The sequence below is a fragment of the Flavobacterium terrigena genome, assembly GCF_900108955.1.
Taxonomy (GTDB): domain Bacteria; phylum Bacteroidota; class Bacteroidia; order Flavobacteriales; family Flavobacteriaceae; genus Flavobacterium; species Flavobacterium terrigena.
Genome location: NZ_FNYA01000001.1, coordinates 282,261 through 300,973, shown reverse-complemented (window position 1 = coordinate 300,973; position 18,713 = coordinate 282,261). Strand labels below are relative to the sequence as shown.

General features: G+C 27.5%; 18 protein-coding genes. 4 read left to right on the top strand and 14 right to left on the bottom strand.

Features of this window, described 5'->3' with window-relative positions; translation table 11 throughout:
- Positions 1-95 precede the first annotated feature (95 nt).
- A complete protein-coding gene (locus BMX42_RS01500; RefSeq protein WP_091307378.1) occupies positions 96-893 on the bottom strand; it encodes a hypothetical protein in 798 nt (265 codons plus the stop codon).
- A gap of 448 nt (positions 894-1,341) precedes the next feature.
- Between BMX42_RS01500 and BMX42_RS01495 the strand changes: the two genes are divergently transcribed.
- A complete protein-coding gene (locus BMX42_RS01495; RefSeq protein WP_143055586.1) occupies positions 1,342-2,691 on the top strand; it encodes a hypothetical protein in 1,350 nt (449 codons plus the stop codon).
- Between the two features lie 418 nt (positions 2,692-3,109).
- Here BMX42_RS01495 and BMX42_RS01490 read toward each other — a convergent pair whose 3' ends face one another.
- The 13 genes from BMX42_RS01490 to BMX42_RS01430 form a co-directional block, all read right to left on the bottom strand.
- The gene (locus tag BMX42_RS01490) at positions 3,110-3,676 is read right to left on the bottom strand and encodes a hypothetical protein (protein WP_143055585.1); all 567 of its coding nucleotides are present in this window, start codon (positions 3,674-3,676) and stop codon (positions 3,110-3,112) included.
- Between the two features lie 34 nt (positions 3,677-3,710).
- Positions 3,711-4,136 (bottom strand): hypothetical protein, encoded by a 426-nt coding sequence (locus tag BMX42_RS01485; RefSeq protein WP_091307371.1) that lies wholly within the window; start codon positions 4,134-4,136, stop codon positions 3,711-3,713.
- Positions 4,124-4,408, bottom strand: a complete 285-nt coding sequence (locus BMX42_RS01480; RefSeq protein WP_143055584.1) for a hypothetical protein — start codon at positions 4,406-4,408, stop codon at positions 4,124-4,126. The genes BMX42_RS01485 and BMX42_RS01480 overlap by 13 nt, the downstream gene beginning before the upstream one ends.
- Before the next feature lie 82 nt (positions 4,409-4,490).
- Positions 4,491-5,639 carry a hypothetical protein gene (locus BMX42_RS01475; protein ID WP_091307364.1) on the bottom strand — a complete coding sequence of 383 codons (1,149 nt, stop codon included), beginning with the start codon at positions 5,637-5,639 and terminating at the stop codon, positions 4,491-4,493.
- Between the two features lie 5 nt (positions 5,640-5,644).
- Positions 5,645-5,875, bottom strand: coding sequence for a hypothetical protein (locus BMX42_RS01470; protein WP_091307361.1), 231 nt, complete (start codon positions 5,873-5,875; stop codon positions 5,645-5,647).
- Positions 5,876-6,013: 138 nt separating this feature from the next.
- On the bottom strand, positions 6,014-6,493 hold the full coding sequence (locus BMX42_RS01465) for an exonuclease domain-containing protein (RefSeq protein WP_091307358.1): 480 nt from the start codon (positions 6,491-6,493) through the stop codon (positions 6,014-6,016).
- 1 nt (position 6,494) lies between these two features.
- A complete protein-coding gene (locus BMX42_RS01460; RefSeq protein WP_091307354.1) occupies positions 6,495-7,391 on the bottom strand; it encodes a helix-turn-helix transcriptional regulator in 897 nt (298 codons plus the stop codon).
- A 93-nt stretch (positions 7,392-7,484) separates the two neighbouring features.
- The gene (locus tag BMX42_RS01455) at positions 7,485-9,572 is read right to left on the bottom strand and encodes a DUF262 domain-containing protein (protein WP_091307350.1); all 2,088 of its coding nucleotides are present in this window, start codon (positions 9,570-9,572) and stop codon (positions 7,485-7,487) included.
- Positions 9,569-11,113, bottom strand: coding sequence for a DUF262 domain-containing protein (locus BMX42_RS01450; protein ID WP_091307347.1), 1,545 nt, complete (start codon positions 11,111-11,113; stop codon positions 9,569-9,571). The genes BMX42_RS01455 and BMX42_RS01450 overlap by 4 nt, the downstream gene beginning before the upstream one ends.
- A gap of 1 nt (position 11,114) precedes the next feature.
- Positions 11,115-12,038 (bottom strand): hypothetical protein, encoded by a 924-nt coding sequence (locus BMX42_RS01445; RefSeq protein WP_143055583.1) that lies wholly within the window; start codon positions 12,036-12,038, stop codon positions 11,115-11,117.
- Between the two features lie 10 nt (positions 12,039-12,048).
- Positions 12,049-12,624, bottom strand: a complete 576-nt coding sequence (locus BMX42_RS01440) for a hypothetical protein (RefSeq protein WP_091307339.1) — start codon at positions 12,622-12,624, stop codon at positions 12,049-12,051.
- Between the two features lie 237 nt (positions 12,625-12,861).
- Positions 12,862-13,278 (bottom strand): hypothetical protein, encoded by a 417-nt coding sequence (locus BMX42_RS01435; RefSeq protein WP_091307335.1) that lies wholly within the window; start codon positions 13,276-13,278, stop codon positions 12,862-12,864.
- A gap of 152 nt (positions 13,279-13,430) precedes the next feature.
- Complete coding sequence (locus BMX42_RS01430) at positions 13,431-13,949, bottom strand: hypothetical protein (protein WP_091307331.1); 519 nt, start codon at positions 13,947-13,949, stop codon at positions 13,431-13,433.
- Between the two features lie 191 nt (positions 13,950-14,140).
- Here BMX42_RS01430 and BMX42_RS01425 point away from each other — a divergent pair, with 191 nt between their 5' ends.
- The 3 genes from BMX42_RS01425 to BMX42_RS14605 are packed head-to-tail and all read left to right on the top strand — an operon-like array spanning position 14,141 to position 18,712.
- A complete protein-coding gene (locus BMX42_RS01425) occupies positions 14,141-14,479 on the top strand; it encodes a nucleotide pyrophosphohydrolase (protein WP_091307328.1) in 339 nt (112 codons plus the stop codon).
- Entirely contained in the window at positions 14,476-16,668 is a 2,193-nt protein-coding gene (locus BMX42_RS01420) for a DNA/RNA helicase domain-containing protein (RefSeq protein WP_091307324.1), read from the top strand. Before BMX42_RS01425 ends, BMX42_RS01420 begins: the two co-directional genes overlap by 4 nt.
- Before the next feature lie 49 nt (positions 16,669-16,717).
- Positions 16,718-18,712 carry a hypothetical protein gene (locus BMX42_RS14605; protein WP_091307321.1) on the top strand — a complete coding sequence of 665 codons (1,995 nt, stop codon included), beginning with the start codon at positions 16,718-16,720 and terminating at the stop codon, positions 18,710-18,712.
- The last annotated feature ends 1 nt before the right edge of the window (position 18,713 follow it).

Genomic DNA, 18,713 nt, shown 5'->3' with positions numbered 1-18,713 from the left:
TCCGCTCTAGATAGTTCACATTAGTTTTGCGTTTAGTTTGTTATCCTGAAATCGAAGATTCAACGAAGTTAAAGGATCTCACACAAACCACTTCCTCAATCTTGTTTCTCTGTCGTAGTCGGTGGACTATCCTCAACAATTTCTATTATCTTTTTAGCTAAATAGCCACGATATATTCTTCCTTTGGTTAGCCAAGAGACTCCGAAGGCTATAAGTGCAATCGTTTCAAAGATAAAAACGGGGTAGGTGTTGTCTAACCATTCGTATTTATATCTTAAAAATACTTTGTAAACAAATATGATGAGAACACAAGCGAGCATTATAAATCCGCAATATTTGTATAAATCGTGGGAAGGTTTGGTACCGAATTCGGTGATTTTTTTGGTGCGTCTGAAATTGAATATGGAAATGAAGGCTAAGGTTGTAAAAAACAATCCTGCAAATACAAAATGGATAAATCCTGTGTTTTGGCTACTAATGAAAGTTCGTAAATTATCATGAATACAATGTGGAGAGCTTGTTGGAAAAACGACAATTCCTATTGCGAAAAAGGCAGCTAATTTGCTCATTGCTCTATCGGATAATCCGAATTCGCTTTTTCGTAAGGGATGACCTTTGTAGCAAAATAAAAATAGGGAAAGGGCAAAAAGTGAACTCGTGAAAATATCGCCTACAGAACTGTAATAGTAATGACTGATGGAAGCTTTTAGCGGACTATCTTGGGGGTAGACCTGATAACATTCATTCGTTTTTACAAACCAACTGTTATTTAAAATGTTTAGTTTTTTTACGGTATAATCGCCAATGACTAGAGCAAATGGTAGTAGAATCCCAATCCAACCAATGGTTTTACGCATGGTGTGATATGATATAACAAGATTAGCTTTACGCATGATGTTTGGTATTTGGGTTATCTATCAAATTTACGATTATTTCCTGTTATTTTTAACCCTCTTAGGGTTTTAAACCCTAAGAGGGTTAAAAATAAACTATAGGTTTCTTTGTAATAAAGTTCGCTCCGCTCTAGATAGTTTACATATGTTATGCGTTTAGTTTGTCATTCTCTAGAAATCTCACAGACACTCTTGTTAATTCATAAATTGCGAAAAAAAAACTACAATTACGGCAAAGCCGTAAACTGCTATAAAACAATATTTTTACCTTTCTTATTAAGAAAACAGGTAAAAATACCTACAAAAAAAATCAGGTAATTCTACGCTTAAGTAGGTGATTTTTTAGTATTAAATTTGAGAAACACATAAAAAAATTCGCAATTTGAGAAAAGCTACTACATAATTTCTCAACACAAATAACTTTAACTAACAACTAAAACTAAACATTATGAAAAAAAATATTCTTATCCTAGTCAGCTGTTTATTTACATTATTCGGTTATTCACAAGTGCCCTCTATTAACACTAATACTAATTTTGTAAAAGAAAGAGGCGCTTTTTCAAAGCAAAACAAAATTGATGATTTATTTGAAAATGAAATTAGGTTAAAAAATAAGTTAGATAAAACCTCAAAAATTTTACTTGATGAACAAAATGAATTAGATAAATTGATAAAAAGAAAAGAAAAGAAAATTGATAAAAAGGATTTACAGAAAAAAGAAGAAGAAATACAGAAAAAAGAAGAAGAAATAAAAAAAATAGAAGTAAATATTCAAAAAAAAGAAAAATTAATAAATAAGCTCAAAGTAGATACTACTACTATTGGTAAAAATTTAGATAAAGTTAAAATTGAATTTGAAATAGAAGCAGAAATGCCACAAAATTTTTTTTATAAATCTTATAATGATCATTATAATGGGCGTGGAATAGAAATAGATAACAAAATTAAAAAATTAAAAAATGATATTATAGATGCTAAAAGTGATGAAAACACTAATAGGATGAATAAGTATAAAGATGAAATTCAAGTGTTAAATAATGAAAAACTAAACTTATCGATTGAGAGAGTAAGGGTATTGAGTCCTAAAGTTAACCATTATAATGCTTGGTTTCCAACATGGGATGAAAAGTATAGAAATGCTTTTTTTGAGGATGTTTATAATAATACTACTGGTAAAGCAAATTTTTTAAACGCGTTTTCTGTTGTAGGAAATCCTAAAGGTATAACTGGGCAATCTGAAATTGTTGCTGATAAAATTCAAATGCTTCGTGTCACATTTGGTACAGTGATTAGCGCTTCAAATGATTCTCTAACTAATACAAATACACAAGTTGACGCTTTGCAACGTTTAATTAATGGTGGTGGTAATTTTTATTTTGATGGGTCGTTACCGTTTTTAACTACAATTAAAGGTAATGATGAAAATGAGTTGCTACATTTTTATTCATTTTTAAATGCTAAAGTTGCAGCAGACATTAAAGGATATGGTAATAATTTAGATGCATCTACTTACAATTCAAGTGTAGGATTTAATTGCTATGGTGATATGTCATCTGAAAATAAAAAATTCAACTTCTTTTTAGTTACATCTACGAATTTTTATTGGGCGTCCACAAAGGAGTTTTATGATAGTCTGGGTATTGATCATAATCATGGTTTTTTATCTGGTAAGTTAACAATAGGTGTTACTTTATTAAATCAATTCCGTTTTTCAGCAAATGTTTTGACATTTGGAAGTGAAGAAGTTATTAGAAGTAGTAAAATAGGTTTCGGTTTACAATTTTTACCTAATCTTTAATTTTCCGGAATAAGATAAAATATTTAATGCTACCCTTCAAGAGTTCAAAACTCTTGGAGGTTTTTTTTATAGAAACTTGTCATTCTGTTCCGAAGTAATCTAACAAAAAACCAAGTAAAACTACCTACTAAAAAAATCAGGTAGTTTTACGCTTATACAGATGGTTTTTTAGAAGTAAATTTGTCTCTGTTATTCTAAATACTTACAATCTATAGATTGGCTTTGATACTTCGACATGTTCAGTGTGACAGCCTCAGCCAACAAAAAAATAATAACCCCTTCAATTAATATTCATCTAAAATAAATCGCTCTACACAGGGCGATTTTCATTTTTAACAACCCTCGAAGGGTTTTGAACCCTGCGAGGGTTATTCTCGTAAAAATAAAAAAATCGTTCTATTAGAGCGATTTTTAATTATCAAATTTCAAAACAATTTTGAAAAGTAATTAGTGAGTCTTTCCTCTTACAAACTAAAACTTGATTTTTATAAACCAGCTTTTCTAAAATAGTTTGTTCGTTTGTTTGAAGTAACTGAAATTCTAATTCATCAATAATAAAATTATCAGTATGAATTTCAAAACTACCAATTAAACCTATTTCTTTCTGTTCAATATAAATACCATTTTCTAAATTGATATTTGACTTTTGTATTGTTGTGTTATACAATGGGAAAAGTAATAGCTCCTCTTTTAAATCATTGATTTTTAGTTTTTTAATCTTTTTGTTTTTATACCAAATTTCTATTTGATTTTTTGGTGAATTAATAAGCCCTTCTACAGAGTTTCCTTGTAAATCATCAATAGATTGTATGGTTTTGTTTTTGAGATAATGATAAAAGAAAGGATCAATAAGAGCATCCGTCAAAGGTTGTTTCATTCTTGCAGCAACTTCCTCAAAAGTATGTAAAAGCTCATTGGAAAATACCATTTGTTTTATATTCCAAGCTTCTCCTAAAAGGTTTATTTTGAGTTTATTTGTTGACACTTGATTTATTTATTCAGTTCTTTTTAATTGAGTGTTATAGATTTTCTCCTTTGATTAAAGCTTTAATTTTTACTAATTCTTTTTCCGTTTCTTTTATTTCCTCTCGGATTCGATTTGCAGTTCGGAAATTAAAAATGGCCGATATTGATTTAAGGTTCTTTTTTTGAATGGATAACTGCATTTCTAATTTAGCTTTCCTTGTATCAAAATCCAAATCAAAATAACTTAATAATGTATTGTAGCGGGTTAATAATTCACTATTTCCTTCGCATTCAGAATTCACTAATATTATTTTACATTCTTCCAATAATTTTTTTACTATTACTTCAATCTGTTTTTCATTATGTCTTAAAAAAGCACATTCTTCAAAACGCTGAATTCTAAAGAAAAACTTCCGATCTTTATTTAAAAGTTCATATTTTTGCTTTAGGATTTCAACACAATAGATTATTTCCTCCATAACTGTTGTTTTTCTATTTGGTAATGATTTTCTAGGATAGAGAGCTTGCTTCCGAAAATTCTACTTTCTAAATAATTGTTTTCTATTTTGGATTTATAGGTATTGATATATTCCTTAATTTTTATTTGAAGTAATGTTTCTTTTGCTCCTAATTCTGCAATCTTTTTGAAATCAGACTTCCATTCAGCGTATTTTATTTCGGCTTTAAGACTAACTATTTGATTGTTACAATGGTTTACTAAAATGAGTAATTCTTGAAAATTGTGTATCATATTCTTAAACATTAAGGCACAAACTTAGATATCAATGCCGCCAAAGCGTGACGGTTAAAAAAAGAATAATACTTATATAGTATTATTTCCTATTCTTTAATTTTTCTTTAAGTTCTATTAAAAATCTCTCATAATTATCGGTTTTTTTTATTTTTGTAAACAACCACGACATTATTTGTATTTCTCTTTCCCATTTGTCACAAAATCCACGCAAGATTAATTTAAATTTTTCAAACTCAAATAGGTTCTTAAATGAATAGCGACCACAATCTACTTCAACTTCATAATCATACATTGAAAAGTGTTCAGTTGCTTCAATACTTTCATCATTAAAAATAGGAGAATCTCCACAAAAATCTTTAATTGATTCCTTATTAACTTCTCCATTATGATAACCAAATGCAAAAAGTTTTTCTAAGATCCAAAAGCGTTGCGTTAGCTTAGCGTTATTTATAATATATTCTTGTATAGGAATAGTTTCATTTAAATAATCTAAAAAGATATCTCTTATTTTGATTCCTAAATTTTCCATTCTTTCAACAACTTCTTCATTTTGAATAGTCATATTTTTTTCAATAAAAAGCCTCAACATTATATAATTAGATAAGTCAATTCTAACATGATCATCTTCAATGATATCTATTTCAATTTCTGTTTGATTATTGCTTTTAAAATAAGGTTCAGGTTCTATTATGTCTGCAAAAAATCTATCATTAGTATCTACAAAATAAATTATTCTACACTTTCCAAAACGCTCAAATTGTTTGATGAAATTTAAGTCATCAAAAAAAGGATTCCTTAAATAATTTCTATATGAAATTTGTTTTTGATTATTTATCAATTTGTCTTCGTAACTATACTCTTTAAAATTTTTGTATTCCCATTTTGGTAGTTTGTAGAGGTTAAATGTGTTGTCATATTCAAAATCTAAGAGTTCGTTAAGATGAAAATAGGATACTGCATTACAAAATTTTACTTCTTCAACAAGATGGTTATAATTTTTTATTACATAATTCGATGCATCATTTGGCAAACCTCTCCATTTTGGAAGAAGTACTGCTTCTTGTTGGTTTTCTAAATCTTGAAAAAAGAAGAACAAACTTTCTCTATCAATTTCAGTGAAAAACTGACCATAATGTAAATCTTCAGAATGTTGATTAGGATTCTTAACATGTTCCCATTTTCCGATTTCCTCATCAAAAACCTCCAAAAAGCAGTAATATACTATCATATCAATTAACTTCTTTTATGCCAAGATCTCCCTTTATTAGAGGAGTAATATAAACCTTTCGAAGTAGTAACAAGTAGTTCTTTTCCATTATTAATTAAGTCTTGCATAGTTCCCATCATTGAAGACGCCATGCTTCTATTGTGCCAGCTCCTACCATTATTGTTTGAATATTCAATACAATTTTTTGAAGTGTTGATGCGAATTAATTCATCATCTAATTGGATCATTTGTCCCATAATTTTGTTTTTTAATTGTTACAGGACAAAAATAATTGGAGCAACAGACAAAGTACGGCTGAGTGAAATTATAGGATAAAAAAAAACGACACTTTAGAGTGTCGTTTTTAAAAATATTTTTTAAAGCGAATTTGAATATCATCCTTTGGTTTCCAAATGGTTTAAAAATAGTTTTGCACATGCCTTTGCATCACTCAAAGCATCGTGATGATTCAATGGTATGTTGTACTCTTTGCACAAATTAGCCAAATTTGATTTATATATTTTATAAGTGCAAAATTTATTATAATCAGGTGTTGTCATATTATAAAATTCCAATGTTTTACTTAAAACTGGAAAATCAAAACCAAAACCATTGTGAGCAATCACATTTTGGTTTTTAATATATGGTTCTATCTGATGCCAAACCTGATTAAAAGTAGGAGAGAAGCGTGTGTCTTTTGCTGAAATACCATGAATGTTGGTGAAATTTGTCCAATAATAATTATTAGGTGGCTGCACTAAAATATCTAGTTCTTTGGTTATAATACCATTTTCAACTCTAATAAGCCCTACTTGACAAATACTCCAACGGTAGCCCTGTGCCGTTTCAAAATCTATGGCGGTGAAAGTATTCATCTTATTTATATAGTTTTATCATTTGAGTTACTCTGTCTTTGATTGTATTACGTAATACTTCTGGTTCAATTACTTTTACTTCGGCACCAAATCGCATCAATTCCATTATAAAATCGTTGGTAGGATGAATTAGTAATTCCACAATTAATTTTTCTTCATTGTCCAAAACAATTTTTTGAGATTTATGTAAAGAAAAAGATTTTATATAGTTACCCTGTTGCCATGAAAATTCTAATACTACCTTTTGTGCAGGTGCATAGGTTTCAACTCCAAATGCATGTTGATAAGCCTTTTCAATATTATAAATAATAGGTTTGAATTTTGTATCTGAAATTCTTAAATCTGAAATTCTATCGAAGCCAAAATTTTTAATTTCACCATCTTTGTTATCCTGAGCAATTAAATACCAACGATGTTGCGATTCTTTTATCGCAATAGGTTTCACAACTCGGAGTGTGGTTTCAACATCCCAAAATTTGGTATGGGTAAAAGAAACTTGTAAATGGTTTTGGATAGCATATAAAATTCCATTTATCAAATGTGTTCCTGTGGGTTTTCTATTTTCTAAGTATATACTTGGAGAAATTTTATTTCCTTCTTTTAAAACCTGATGGATAGAAAAAGCTTCTAACATTCTTGATACAGAGGTGTCTTCAATTTCATCATCAATATAATACACTTTTTCTTTTCTATTATACTGAATTAATATCCCGAATAAATCAAAAATATCTTTTTTATCTCTATCAAAAGTACGTGTCGAAAATTCGAAAGTTGCATCAATGTCGTCATTTCCCAATCGGGTCATTACATATTTATGCAGTTCGTGAAAGTCACTCGGTACAGATTGTAATCTGTCAACAATGTATAAATATCGTTTTATGAAGCCAACTTTTGCCATGTTTCTTTTTGTTTATATTTTGCTAAAGTAGTATTTTACTCCGTCAAAATGTGGCGGAAAGAATAAATTGCTCTTTTCATAATTACACATGATTTAAATATTTTCAATAAAATATTTTTCCAAGACTAATGACATCTCATTTTGGTGTTTTTCTGCTGAAGTATCATTCCATGTACTTTCATTCCAGTTTTGATAAATTAAATAAAGTTTTAAAGCATCAATTCTGTTTTTTTTTAAATTGTCTTCAAATTTGATGCGTTTCACATCAAATGCATTATTACTGTAACTTGAATTAATACTTCTGGTTACTAAAGCTAAATTACCAAAGTGATTTAAAAAGTTAGCACATAATTTATCTTTTTCAAAACTTGGATTTTGAGGTGAAATATGTTCAACAGAATTTTTTGCAGTTATCCTATAATTTTTCCATAACTCTTTATGGGTTATTTTATTATAGTTAGTGAAACTCGAACTATTTTTTTGAAATTCAAATAGGAAATTTTCATTTGTGAAAAATTGGTATAAAAGAACATATTCTAGTTTGTAAAACCAATAATGAGGAAATTTTACTCCTAATTCATTCCCACTATTAGTTAGAAAACGGTTTGAATTAAAAATCATTTTCTCAGTCGAATTAAAATTTATCATTAATTGTAAAGACCTTTCTTTTAAATCTCCCTTAGTATAAGTACAACTCAATAGTTTATTATCCAGTTTTCTTAAATACTCAAACGAATCTGATAATTTTAAAGTTGAGCTTTTTAAATGATAATGAAGATATGGCGTTAACCAAAACTGAGTTATCATTTCCTGAGAATGATATAACATTGCTTGTAAAGCAGTAAAACTATCATATTCAGACTTGTCTAATTTTGGATATTCAACATCTTTATTTTTTGTGAAATAAAGTTTTACAAAGTTCAATTCTTTCTCATTTTCACTTGAAATCCATTTAACAACATTATTATCAAAAATTACTTTTACATTCCATAGACATTCCAAAAAATCTAACACAATTTTTGACATATTATCACCATAGTCTTTAAGTAATTTTTCATTTTTAAAAAAACTGTCATCAAAAATTGAAATTATTTTTTTTTCATTAAAAAAAGGAATGTCTTGATGGTTATGCTCCCTTAAAAATATTCTTAAAGTATGTAATAGAAGCATTGGAAAAGAAATAATAGAGCTTATTGTTTGATGTCCTTCATACTGTTTTGTAACATCATGATTATTTACATACTCATCATTTTCTAATAAACTTGCTAAACTAAACGGCTTGTTTACATCTTGACTATTATGTTTTTCATCTTCAATAAAGTTTTTAAAAAATACACTGTCAAATTTTTTTATACTAACATCAGATGTTTCCTCGTTTATTTCTTCATCATTTAGCAAAGATTTCCATGTTATATCATTTCCTAATTGATTCTTTAAGTTAAACGCAACATATCCATCCATATCAGCACATGCTTCCCAAAGTTTGGATAAGTTCCCTGTTTTTTGCTTGTAAATTGAATCTTTGTTAATAATTGCGAGCAATTTTGCTTTTAATATTTCATCTTGTCTTAATTGAACACCTCTAGCATTTATAACTTCAAATAACTTCGTTAAATCTGTTTCAGAAGGAACCTCAGTACAAATCAATTTTACATGATTAAAAATGAAAGTTGCAAATTCACTTTTTTTATCAAAAAGGTCATTTTCCTCATTTTCTATAAAAGCTTTAATTTGTATAAAAGCTTTAGAAATATTAACTAAATCCTCTTCGTCTTCAAAAATTTCTAATGTAATAGAATCCCTCGTATTACGTAAATAATTAAAATATTCAGTTACTTTTTTTCGAATAGAAAAATTTAAACGCATTTTTTGGTCATTAACAAAGGCAAAATTATCCAAGTCATAACCCAATACATTACTTATTAACCACAAAGTTGTATTTCGTTGTTGGCCATCAATTAAATCATAAATACCATCTTTGTTTTTTACATAAACGATACTTCCAATAAAATAATCTTTTTTATTATCCTCAAAAAAAGCATTTTTTAAATCAGTTAAAAATACTTTTACTATATCATTGTCCCATACATATAAACGTTGATATATTGGAATATTAAACTGTAAATTATTATCTACAATTTCAGCCAATGAACTTTTATTTGATTTGAATTCTTTTATCATGTATTAATTTTATTTAACAACCAACTTTTCCTTTTTTCAACCAACTGATTAAGTTCTTTTATTAAATCAATTTTTGTAATTTCATTTTCGTTATCAGTTGCGGTTTCTGTTATTCTATATGGGACTTGCTTCTTTATTCCTCCTTCATAGTAATGTTTCGTATCGTACAAATAAGTGGTAATTACTTTGTTAATTGCTCCAATTTTTTTTGTTTCAATTTCTTTATTATTTACTATAAAATCTATTACTTCTTTTGGACTATAAGCCATTTGTATTGCATCTAAGACATTGTAATTATTATTAATATTTTTATACTTTACATCAAAGATATAATAGTTTGATATGCGTTCGGCACCGACTAGATAGTCTAATGCGTATGCAAAATGTAGTAAGTTAACTTCATTAAATTTATCAAAGTACATCATAATACAAAGCATATAGTATTGCTTCATATATTCTGAATGTGAATTGTATATTTTTTTATAAAATGTTTTAAATAAATTTATTTCTTCAGAATACTCATTTTCATTTTCTGTGAATAATCGTTTATAGATTAAAGCGTATTTTTCAAGATATAGAAAAAATGTTAAACCTTTTTTTAAAGGTTGTCGTAATTGAAATGGAAGGTTTTCAACTTTATTTAAATTAGAAATATTAATTGGGTTAGGAGTATAAAATAATGAACCATCAATAATTTGAAGTTCTTGATTATTAAAAATATTATTTTGAGGATAAAACCCTATAATATTGTTATCGGAACTTGATAAACGTCTGCTAAAAGTGTTTTCAATTTTATTATCATTGCTAAATGACGCTTTATTAAACTTCCATGTTCTGCTTCTCCATAAAAAACATTTTATAAATGGATATAAAAATCCATCAGATTCACCTGGAATGTTAATACCATGAAAGGCAAAACGTTCAATGCTTTCCCATTTCTCAGCACATTCTTTTTGTAGCTCTTCATCTTTTATAATCCCTCTGAGATGAACAGCTTTCAACACTACATCAATACTTGGTTTTTTTCCTCTATTATTTTGTGTGTCAAAATAGGTAAACGCTTCGTCTTCAGTCTCAACTTCTACTACCGTAAATATTAATCTTTTGTTTATAATGTCTTTTATTGAGAGTAATCTATTAAAAACATCATCTTGTTTTAAAAACAATTTTACTTTTTGAATATTTTGAGCTGAAATATTTGAACTATACTCAAAAATTACACTTTCTGGATTACTTTTTAAAATTGATTGAGCACCATTAGCGAAATAGTCTAATAAAAGTAAAGTTGTAATTCTTTGCTGACCATCAATAATTTCAAGTTGATTTTTGCCCTCTGTATTTTTGAAGAGGACTATCGTACTCATGTAATAATTCAAGCTATTAAATGATTTTTTATCGCATCTTTTTTTGAAATCTTCTAAATCTTCAATTAAGCGATTTACTTTGTCAGTGTCCCAAACATAGGGTCTTTGGCTTTTGTGAATAGCTAAAGGTAAATTTAAATTTAATATATCTTTGAATGATTTAGTTAAATCCAGCATATTAATTCTTATTAAATTTTTCCAAGGTTTTTTCTAAAATCATACTATCCATTTTTTCTCTGCTTTCTTCTGGCCAACCAGCATCCGCAAAATAAGTATTCAAATGAGTGTGCTCATAAATTTCTGCAAAGCGTTTAAAGTCTTTTAATTTATTTTCTTTTCCGTATTCCCAAGCATTCATATATGCTTTTACTTTTTCAATGGCAAAATCAATCATTTCTTCATCATCAGAAATACCATGACGTCTTTTTATATCAACTAATACAGATGCGTATTTATCCGAATAAACACTTATATATTCCTCACTTTTATTTTTATTAACAGCTTCATCATAAGCAAAAGCATATTCTTCACAATATATTTCATTATAGTGACCATCAGACATTAAATCTGCAAATTGATGTGAATAAACTGCTGTTTTTCCTTTTTCAATTTGTTCTTTATAGATTTTTGAATAGTTTAGAGCTGTTTGAATTCTGCCATTTGGTTCATCCATAACTTCAAATAAATAAAGATATTGTCTTTCAAAATGCTCATCATTACCCAAAGATTTAGTATGAATAAGCAATTCTTTTTTAGCTAATTCTGGATTAATTCTCATTAAATCTGAATATACAAAATACACTATTCTTTCTCCATCTTCTGCACTATCTGCTATTGAATGAGCCCATTCTTCACTATGACCTCTTGCAATATGCTCTAAATACGGTTTGATATATCTGTTTGTACACCATAATGCACTAGCTTGAACCGAATCGTCTTCGTCAAAATCATCGTCATTAAAGTCTTTATGATCATCATATAAATCATCAAAACATTTTTTATAATAGGCTAAAAACTTAGGAAAGTATTTTTCATTGATATTATCTTGTTGAAAAATAGTAATCAATTCATTATCTGTATGTGAAGTTTTTTTATTGCTCATAATTTTCTTTTTATAATAAACCGCTTCTTTTACCAAAAACTGGTTTTAATGTATCCCAAATTTGTTGTTCTATAATTTCTACTAGATTTCTATTAATTTCTGAATCGTTTATGTGCTTGATTTCATACATTTTTATTTTGATATTATAAGTCATGTTTTCATCCCATTTTGAAAGATGTAATGCGTAAGTAGTATGTCCTTTTAGTCCTAAATGATTTTTTAATCTACTACTAAAGTCTGTTATTGAGCTTCCTACATATAAAAACTTAGAGTCAAGTACATTATCATTATGTTTTGAATGTCTTACTTTCTCAAAGTTTTTTGTTTTATTTATTGGACTAAAATCTATAAATTTTTTAATTAAATTATTTTTGATTTCTATATCCAACATTTCAATAGTATAGATAATTGGACTTGTAGTTTTTGGAAGCTTAATAACTTCCTTAAAGATTGTCATATTTCTGAAATCAGTTGAATGTAAAATAAATTCATGAAATGCTAAAATTTCAACTGTATCAAGTTGTGTTGCTAAATTAACTAATGATTTTTTTGAATTATTTATTATTTCTGAAGAGTTTATTTTCATACTGTTTATTTTATTTTCATTCCATTTTTTTTTTGAAAGCTTGACTTGAAAATTTATTTGATTTTGCTAAAGTAGTATTTTACTCTGACAAAATGCGGCAGAGTGATATTACTATTTTCATTATTTTTAAAAAACATCTGTAGATTTTATTTATTAACCCTCGAAGGGTTTTGAACCCTTCGAGGGTTAATACTTTAAAACAAAAAAATCGCTCCACTCGGAGCGATTTAATTAACATTAATTTGTTGGTAGTGTAGCTTTATGAGAGGTGATAGTTGTGATAAACATATCTACTTCATCGAGCTCTTTAATGATGCGTTCCAAATCAAGTTCTTTTTCTAGTAACGCTACTGATCCATAACTTTCCCTTCGGTTTTCTAGCAAGAATTTTTTGTATTCTAGCCTGGTCTTCTTTTTTACTAAATCCTCTTTTGTAGGACCATCCGCCAAAGTACTGATAATAGTTTCAATGGCTGTAAGTTCAGCTACTACACCTTGTAATACAGCGTCTATTTCAATTGAAGTACTACTGTAATTAACGGCAACTCGCTCTACCGATAATTGTTTGAATGTTAAATCAGATTTCTCTTTTTCTGCCCATGTTAATAAAACATCGCAATCGGCAACTGTGGTAATTTTGTTTAATGAATACATAAATAAAAAATTTAATTGTTAATATTATTCTTACAGTATCCAAATCAAATGCCAAAAAAACCATGTTGTAAGGAATTATTTAAATTTTAACATTTTGTAAGAAAATATTTCTATTTTTAATTCAAGTATTTATTTGATAATCAATAATTTTATTAATGTTTTAATTTTTGCTGAATTTTTAATTTTAACATTTCAAGAGATTCTTTTTTGAGTTGTAAAGCAGTTGCCGATGCCAAATTATATTTTTTTAAGGAGTTTGCAACTCGTGTTTTAATAGAATCGGCTAATAATTTAGCATTAACATTTGAATTATCTGAATGCAATAAGACTGCTGTTTCATAAGCAGCGAACAAATTTTCACGTATTCGATTAAGATTTTCAATTTCTTTACTAACTCGTTTAATTTTTAATTCTGTGGTTATGAGCTCCTGTTTTAAAGTAATATTTTCATTTTTGATTTCTTCTTTTAAAATGACTTCAATCTCCTTACAATGCTTTTTTCTTTTAACTGAAGCCTCCATTAAATTTGCCAATTGCTCTTTAGCTGTTAATGAAATATCACGTTGACCTGATTTAAACATAGCCCAATTGCTCCTTGGAATACCTAATAGCATTCCCATTTCGTTTTGAGTAAGTCCTAAAATGGTCTTGATATCTGATCTATCTTTCATTGTGATTATTTTATTTTTTATATAAAAAGATCACAAAAAACGTGCCTTTTTTATTACAAATTTTAAAAAGTCACAAAAAACGTGTCTTTTTTATTTTTAAATTTTTTTAGTCACAACTTTTTAAAAACAGGTATTTCTACCTATTGCAACTAAGGTTTATTATTGTTAAGTTTGAAGAAATATTTAGGATTATGGATAAATATAAAGAAGTTATAAAAGCCTTAACAGAATTTAGAGATGATAGAGATTGGAAACAATTTCATGATTCTAAAAATTTAGCATTAGCTATTTCAATTGAGTCTGCGGAATTAAATGAAATATTTTTATGGAAGAATGGTGAAGAAGCTGAAAATGTTAAGAAGGAAAAAATTAAAGAAGAATTAGCTGATATACTTTCTTTCTCTTTTTTGTTAGCAGAAAAACATAATCTAGATATTTTTGATATTGTTTTAGATAAAATTAAAATTAATGCAGAAAAGTATCCAGTTGATAAAGCAAAAGGAACTGCAAAGAAGTATGATGAACTATGATTAAAAGTCCAATTTTTTCAATTGAAAAATTTGATTTTGATTCAAGTTTATTCGATGAATTTAATACTATTCATTATGCAAAAGATTTATGGCCTGTAGTTTATATTTTAAGCGATGGTACTATAAATGAAGCTTATGTAGGTGAAACTACAGATGCCTATGCTAGAATGGGTAGTCATTTAAAAAATAATAAAAAAAACAAACTATCTGCAGTTCACTTAATCTCAAGTGAAAAGTTTAATAAATCTGCCACTTTAGATATAGAATCTAATCTAATCAAATACATTTCAGGAGATGGTCAATACAAATTAATTAATGGAAATGTTGGTTTAGCAAATCATAACTACTATCAGAAGAAAGAAGTTTATTGGGATATTTTTAAATCCATTTGGGACAATTTACGCTCAGTTGGAATTGCAAAGCATCCTATTGATTATATTGATAATTCTGATTTGTTTAAATACTCACCATATAAAACGCTATCGTACGAACAAAAGAATAGTTTATTGATGATAATGAAAAACCTTTTAGATAATACATATAAAAATATTATTATTGAAGGAGGAGCAGGAACCGGTAAAACTATTTTGGCTATTTTTCTATTTAAGTTATTGAATACATCTAATGAAGATTTTAATTTTGAAGAGTTTGGTAATGATGAATTCGAATTCATGGAAATTGTTTTTGAGTTAAAGAAGAAATATCCAAATCCAAAAATGGCATTGGTTGTTCCAATGTCTTCTTTCAGAACTACTTTAAAGAAAGTATTTAAAAACATCAAAGGGCTTAATGCAAATATGGTTATTGGACCAGCTGAAATTATTAAAGATACTTTTGATATTGTAATCGTAGATGAATCACATAGATTAAGAAGAAGAGTAAACCTTGGCGCATATTTTAGAGCTTTTGATGTTGTTTGTGAGAAATTGAATTTAGACAGATATACTTGTAATGAATTAGATTGGATAATGAAACAGTCTGAAACTGCAATATACTTTTATGACGAAAATCAATCAATAAAACCATCGGATGTTAAAAAGGAAAGTTTTGATATAATGAAAGCTAATAGTTATTCAAAAACTGAATATTTAAAATCACAGTTTAGAGTAAAAGGAGGAAATGACTATGTCAAATATATTGGCAATTTATTAAAATGTAATCTTAGCAATTCTGATAACATATTTAATTCAAAAGAATATGAATTTATCCTCTTCGATTCGATTGAAGAAATGATTAATCAAATTAAATCAAGAGATATTGAAACTGGTTTATCAAGATTAGTAGCTGGCTATTCATGGCCTTGGATGACAAATAAAAAAGATTCAAAACAAGACTATGATATTCAAATTGGTAACACACAATTAAAATGGAATAGTACAAATATCGATTGGGTTAATTCTAAAGATTCAATAAATGAAGTTGGGTGTATTCATACCACTCAAGGTTATGATTTAAATTACACAGGAATAATTTTCGGAAATGAGATTACTTATGATAAAGAAAATAATCAGATTAGAATTCTAAAAGAAAACTATTATGATGTCAATGGGAAGCAATCTATTGTTGATCCTGAAGAATTAAAAGATTTTATTGTAAATATCTATAAAACTATAATGCTTAGAGGTATTAAAGGGACTTATGTATATGCTTGTGATAAAAATCTTAGAGACTATTTTTCTCAATTTATTCCTCAAATCAAAATAGAACAAGAAACTATTATTTTGCAAGAAAGTGAAGTAATACCATATGTAAATAGTATTCCAATTTATGACTTGAAAGTTGCTGCAGGAAATTTTAGCGAATTACAAACTGTAACCGATTGCCAATGGACAAGTTTACCTAAACAATATAAACCATCAAATGATTTATTTGCATGTAAAATTGTTGGAGAGTCAATGAATAAAATAATTCCTAATGGTTCAATTTGTTTGTTTAGAAAATATTCAGGTGGATCAAGAGATGGAAAAATTGTTTTAGTTGAACATACAAGTATTCAAGACCCTGATTTTGGTTCTGGATATACTGTAAAAGAATATAGAAGTATCAAAAACATTGAAAATGATTCTTGGAATCATACATCTATTATTTTAAAACCTTTGTCTCATAATTCAGAATTTAATGATATAGTTTTAGAAGAAGATGAATTGAGTAGTTTGAAAGTGATTGGGGTTTTTGAGAGAGTTTTGTAAGAGTAATTAAAATTAAGTTGTTAAACTAAATAAAAATAAATTGAGAGATATGAGTACAAAATTAGACCAATTATATTCATTAAGGAAAAACTTTACTATAATAGGCATAACAGGTAGAACTGGAAGTGGTTGTTCCGATTTAGCTGAAGTCTTATCTGAAAATTTTGAAAAAATTCAAAGCATTAGAAAACCAGAAGATATTGAACAATCAGTTTTTCAAAGAAAATATCAAATAACATATAATTATACCAAAGAAAATTGGAAGCAATATCAAATTATTGAATACAAAAAAGTCATTTTTTTGTTATTACTTCCACTTTTATATAAAAATTCAAAAAATAAACATTTATTTGATTATTATAGGTATTTATTAGCTAAAGAATCTTCAAAAGAGAAAATCACTTTAGTTAAAGAGAAAATAAAGAATCTTATATTGAGTAATGAAAACTTAATTCAACAGATAATTGAAACTGGTGATTTAACAAAAGTAAGAATTAAGAAGAAGTTGACATTGTTAAATGAAATCTTTTGGGGTAAAGATTTTAATAAATTAGCTAATGAAGTAAATAATATTCTTAAAAATGAAGGTTTTATCGAAAGGATAATGCTTCTTCATCATACAGCAAATAATTTAAGAAAATCAGGTAAACCTTTTAAGACATATAAATCTGATCCTAAAAATATTTATACTATTGCAAAAGTAATAAATAGAATTATTAAAGCGACTAAGCAAGAATCTAAAAATCAAGAGTGTCATATTGTAATAGATTCATTAAGAAATTCACTAGAAATTAATTTTTTTAAAGAACGATTTTCTGCATTTTATTTGATTGCCGTTAAAAATGATGCAAGAAAAACAAAATTAATTGAATTGTATGGAAAAGAAAAACTAAAGATTATTGATAGATTATTAGAGATTGATGAAGATGAATATAAATGTACAGATTTTCAAAAAGGAATATTTTATGCGCCAGATGTTCAGAACTGTATTCAAATAGCTGACTACCATGTTAATAATAATATCTTACAATCAGAAATTAACTCAAAAGAAGATGAGTTTAAATATAATTTTAGTTTTTTTACGGTTGAAGAACAATTAATGAAGTTACAAGCTTTAATTCAACAACCAGGAATTATTACTCCAGATCCAACAGAAAGAGTCATGCAAATAGCTTACACAGCAAAATTAAATTCAGGATGTATTTCAAGACAAGTAGGAGCAGTTGTAACTGATAGTGAATTCTCTACTAAAGCTATTGGATGGAATGATGTACCTAAAGGAGCAATACCATGCTCTGTTAGAAATGTTAAAGAAATCTCAAATAATAACACATTTGGATTTACAAAATTTGAATTAGGGGAGGGATTGAAAGAAACTGAGCAGATAAATACTGAACAAGCTGATAATTTATTGGATAATGAATCAAAAAAATTCAATGAATATGTAAGAACTAATTTTAACGAATCTACATTACCAGAAAGTAGCCTTGGAGGTAGGAATTGTCCATATTGTTTTAAACAAGCTTATAATAGTTTTTCTGGTGAAAAAAACCAAGTTCATACAAGGTCGTTACATGCAGAAGAAAATGCTATGATGCAAATTTCACGTAGTGGTGGTCAAGGTTTAAAAGATGGTTTTTTATTTACTACCGCAAGTCCTTGTGAATTGTGTGCGAAAAAAGCCTATCAATTAGGTGTTAGAACTATATATTATATAGATCCCTACCCTGGTATTTCAAGAAACCACATTCTTAAAAGCAATTCTAAAACTGACCCTAAGATGATATTGTTTTCGGGAGCAGTTGGTAGAGCTTATCATAAACTTTACGAATCATTTTTATCACAGAAAGACGAACTAGCATTATTAACTAACTTTAAATTAGAATCACCTCAAAATGTCAAAGTAAAATCTCTTAAAAACATTTTATCAAACGAGTTTAAGGATAGAAAAGATTTGATAGAAAAGCTTGATGCTGTATTGGAAAAAGATGAGAAAGGGTTTGATAATTTTATCAAAATTATCCAAAAAGGATTAGAAAAATAAA